At 73.3% G+C, this 4,147-nt stretch carries 3 protein-coding genes and 2 pseudogenes; 1 reads left to right on the top strand and 4 read right to left on the bottom strand.

The features are described from left to right. The 3 genes and pseudogenes from SACSA_RS26335 to SACSA_RS23560 all read right to left on the bottom strand — a co-directional run. Window positions 1–563 (bottom strand): annotated as a pseudogene (locus tag SACSA_RS26335) (molybdopterin-dependent oxidoreductase); the annotation flags it as partial. Between the two features lie 113 nt (window positions 564–676). Next, window positions 677–961, bottom strand: coding sequence for a glutaredoxin family protein (locus SACSA_RS0117440; RefSeq protein ID WP_019819022.1), 285 nt, complete (start codon window positions 959–961; stop codon window positions 677–679). Then, the gene (locus tag SACSA_RS23560; RefSeq protein WP_019819021.1) at window positions 954–2,522 is read right to left on the bottom strand and encodes an AMP-binding protein; all 1,569 of its coding nucleotides are present in this window, start codon (window positions 2,520–2,522) and stop codon (window positions 954–956) included. The genes SACSA_RS0117440 and SACSA_RS23560 overlap by 8 nt, the downstream gene beginning before the upstream one ends. Before the next feature lie 190 nt (window positions 2,523–2,712). Between SACSA_RS23560 and SACSA_RS0117430 the strand changes: the two genes are divergently transcribed. Further along, a complete protein-coding gene (locus SACSA_RS0117430; RefSeq protein WP_028661982.1) occupies window positions 2,713–3,378 on the top strand; it encodes a sigma-70 family RNA polymerase sigma factor in 666 nt (221 codons plus the stop codon). 259 nt (window positions 3,379–3,637) lie between these two features. On the opposite strand, the pseudogene SACSA_RS24820 reads toward SACSA_RS0117430, so the two are convergent. Continuing rightward, window positions 3,638–4,147, bottom strand: a pseudogene (locus SACSA_RS24820) (exo-beta-N-acetylmuramidase NamZ domain-containing protein); the annotation flags it as partial.

Raw genomic sequence — 4,147 nt, 5'->3', positions numbered from 1 at the left:
GGTGACGCCCCGGCTGGCCGTGTGTCGGCGGGCAGGGTGCCGGCGGGCCGTGTGCCGGAAGGTGGTGTTTCGTCCGCGCGAGAGCGCGCGCGCACGGCGAGGGAGTGCAGCCACGCGAACACCGCCAGCCCCGCCAGCAGGCTCGCCATCGGCGCCAGCAGCGCCACTCTGCCGAGGTCCGACCGGCCGAGCACGGCGGCGAGCGCCACCAGCCCGAGCACGGTGACCACCGCAAGGCCGGGATAGCGGCGGCGGCGCGAGAGCAGACCGGCCACCGCGGCCAGCAGCACCAGCACGACCGCCATGCCCGTGAGCAGGGCGATCTTGTCGTAGGTGCCGAAGGCCCGCACGGCCCAGTCCTTGAGCCAGGCGGGCGTCACGTCGACCGCGGCGTTGCCGACGGCGAGGTAGGGGGAGGCCGTCGCACCGACGAACGCGGCGACGACGTGCCCTGCCGCCAGCGCCGAGACCAGCGCGAGAAGGCCGATCGAGGCGGCGACACCGGCGCCGAGCCTCGGGGGCGACACGGCGGGCGGCTCGGGGGCGGAGGACGCGGCACTCATGTGCCCAATCGTCGTCGAAGGAGGCACTCGCACGCCGCTCTTCCGCGCTGACGATTCCCTTACGCCACCGCACATCCCTTAAGGCCGCCTGCGCGGTCACGGCCGTGGTTCGCCTACGCCGCCAGCGCGGCCCGCAGCCGTAGTTCGTCGACCGACCAGTACCCGTGCTCGGCATCGTCCACGAGGATCACCGGCACGCGGTCGCCGTACTCGGCACGCCACTCCGGGTCGGTGTCCACGTCGGCGACCGAGTAGGGCACCCCGAGTTCGCCGCAGATGCGTTCCACGTCACGTTCGGCGTCCTCGCACGCCGGACAGCCCGCCCGGGTCAGCACGGTGACGGTGTGCCCGGACCCGGTGTCGCGCCCGGCGCCGAGGGTGTGCGCGGTGTCAGCCATGCGTCCCATCCTGCCCCGTGTCGTCGCCTGAGGCGCCCGTGTCGTCGCCGGAGGCGCGCAGCTCCGCCCTGCGGACCTTGCCCAACGGCGTGTGCGGCAGCTCGGTGACGAACTCGACCGTGCGCGGCACCTTGTACCCGGCGAGCCGCTCGGCGCACCGCTCCAGCACCTGCCGCTGCGACAGTTCCGCCTCCGGCTCGGGCACCACGACGGCCTTCACGGCCTCGCCGGTGCGCTCGTCGAGCACCCCGACCACGACCACCTCGGCCACGCCGGGGATCGCCCGGACGACCTCCTCGACCTCGTGCGGATAGACGTTGAACCCGTTCACGATGACGAGGTCGCCCGCGCGGTCCACCAGGTGCAGATCCCCGTCCACGTCGATGTAGCCGACGTCGCCGGTGCGGAACCAGCCGTCGGCGTCCGGCCCGTGCGCGCCGTCGGGCCAGTAGCCGGAGAACAGGTTCGCCCCGCGCACGGACACGAGCCCGGTGCCGTCGGCGTCGGCGTCGAACGCGTCGTCCGGGTCTTCCGGGTCGAGCGGCACGGGCAGGGGGCTGCCGTCGCTGTCCACCAGCCGCACCTCGACACCCGGCAGTGGCCTGCCGACCGAACCGGGTTTCGGGTACCCGGTGGCCAGGGTGGAGGTGACCACGGGGGCGGCCTCGGTGAGCCCGTACCCCTCGTAGACCCCGTGACCGGTGGCCGAACGCAGGTCGCTCAGCACCCGGGGCCGCAGCGGCGCGGCACCGGACACCATCAGGCGCATCGAGGCCAGGCTCTCGCGGAGCCGCTCGGCGGGTTGCTCGGCCAGCGCCGCGTACATCGCGGGCACGCCGACCATGCCGGTCACGCGGTGCTCGACGAGGTCGGCCAGCGCCTGCCCGACCTCGAAACGGGGTGAGAGCACGGTGGTCGCCCCCACGGCCGTGGGGGCGAGCAGACCGGGGCCGAGCCCGTAGATGTGGTGCAGCGGCACCGCGACGTACACCCGGTCGTCCGGCTGCGCCGCGGGCGGGTCGAGCGCGGTGAGCTGGGCGACGTTGGCCAGCAGCGCCCGGTGGCTCAGCATCACGCCCCGCGCGGGGCCGGTGGTGCCGGAGGTGTAGAACAACGCGGCGAGTTCCTCTCCCCCGCCCGTTCCCTCGGCGGGGGCGCCGGAGTCGCCGTCGACCTCGATCGAGGGCGCCATCACCTCCGGCGAGCACGTCGTCTGAAGCGCGCGGTCGGTCACGAGCAGGCGCGATCCGCTGTGGTCCAGCACGGGGTCGATCTCCGCGGAGGGCGCCTGGGGGTTGAGCGGCACGGCCACCGCACCGGCGCGCAGCGTGGCGAAGAAGGCGACGGCGAACTCCGCCGAGGTGGGCAGGCGGATCGCCACCCGGTCGCCCCGGGCGATCCCCGCCTCGCCGAGCCTGCGGGCGAACGCGGCCACGGCGCGCTCGGTGTCGTGCCAGGTCAGTGTGGCGCGCGTCGCTGTATCGATTAACGCGATCGTGTCGGGCACCGTCCGCGCCGCGGAGGCGACGAGGTCGGCGACAGTGCTGTCCTCACCGGTCACAACCAGCCCCTTTCGGATTCCGGACAGTGTGCCACCGCCGGTGCCCGCGCGGTGATCAACGGGTGCCGTCGAGTGGATCGGGCCAGGACACCACTACCTACTTCGCGGTAACAACGCGTATGCTCCCTCGGGCGACGTAGTGGCGATGATCACGCGGAGGCCGGGAACGGGCCCGGAGGAGGTGCGACACGTGAGCATGCCGATCGCTGTTGCGGCGGGGCCCGCGCCCGCGGGGCTGCCGTCTGTCGGGGCGGTGGTGGCCGGGCGACGGAGTGCGCCGAGCCCCGAACCGGCGGACGCCACGGTGGCGGAGAACTGGGAACTCGTGCGGGCGGCCCAGCGCGGCGACAGCGCGGCGTTCGGCACCCTCTACGACCGGCACGTGGACAGTGTCTACCGCTATGTGCTGCTCCGCCTCGGCGATCGGCACCTGGCCGAGGACGTCACCAGCGAGACGTTCCTGCGCGCCCTGCGGCGCATCACCTCGATCTCCTACCAGGGCCGCGACGTGGGAGCGTGGTTCACCACGATCGCGCGGAACCTGGTGCTCGACCACGTCAAGTCGAGCCGGTTCCGGCTGGAGGTCGTCACCGACGAGGTCGCCGAGCCGGGCCCGGCCGAGGTCGGCGACCCGGGCCCCGAGCAGCAGGTGATCAGCCGGAGCACGAACGACGAGCTGCTGCGCTGTGTCGCCGACCTCGGCGAGGACCAGCGCGAGTGCATCATCCTGCGGTTCATCCAGGGCCACTCGGTCTCGGAGACCGCCGCGATCATGGAGCGCAACGAGGGCGCGGTGAAGGCGCTTCAGCACCGGGCGGTGCGCAGGCTGGCGCGGCTGCTGCCGCACGGATTGTGACGCTCGGCGCCGCGTAACCACCGGGCGTGGTCCGTCGTTGCTCCTGCGACGGTGTCGGCCCGGCGAGTGCCTGGAGGCGTGCGCGGTGAGACGGAGTGGCTGGTCCCGCGGGGGCCGCGCCCGTCCCGGCAAGCACCGCGCCGGAGGCACCCGCCGGGCCGACCACGAACGCTTCGCCCGAGCGGTCGAGCGGGCCGAACGCCTCGACACCGGAACCGGCGCCGACCCGGACGAGTTCTCCGCCGAGCTGGCGGTGGTGGTCCAGCTCGTCCAGCCTGCCGCCGGCGTCGGGCAGGAATTCGGCGTCGAAGAACCGCGCGAGCTCGCCGACGGTCATGCCGTGCTGCTGCGCGATCGGCTTGAGGCCCACGAACGAGCTGTACTCGGGGTCGAGCAGGGGCCGGCCGCGTCGCCGCCGATCGGATTGGGCCTGTCCAGCACCACGAACGCCGCGCCGACCCGGGAGCGGCGACCATCGCCGTGTACATGGACCAGATGTAGGTGTAGAACCGCGCTCCGACGTCGGCGATGTCGAACACGACCGTGTCGACGCCGGCATCGGTGAACAGGCCCGCGAGCGTGTCCTCGTCCACGCCGTAGATGTCGTAGACGGGAAGGCCGGTGCGTGGATCGGTGTAGTCCCCTCGGAGCCGCCCGCCTGGGCACTGCCCCGGAAGCCGTGCTCGGGGCCGAACACCGCGACCGGGCGTACCCCCGCGGCCATCAGCGAGTCCACGATGTGCGTACGGTCGGCCAGCACGCCGGTCGG

This window comes from Saccharomonospora saliphila YIM 90502, assembly GCF_000383795.1.
Classification (GTDB): Bacteria; Actinomycetota; Actinomycetes; order Mycobacteriales; family Pseudonocardiaceae; genus Saccharomonospora; species Saccharomonospora saliphila.
Note: the sequence above shows the minus strand (reverse complement) of the source record. Positions and strands in the feature narration are given on the sequence as shown.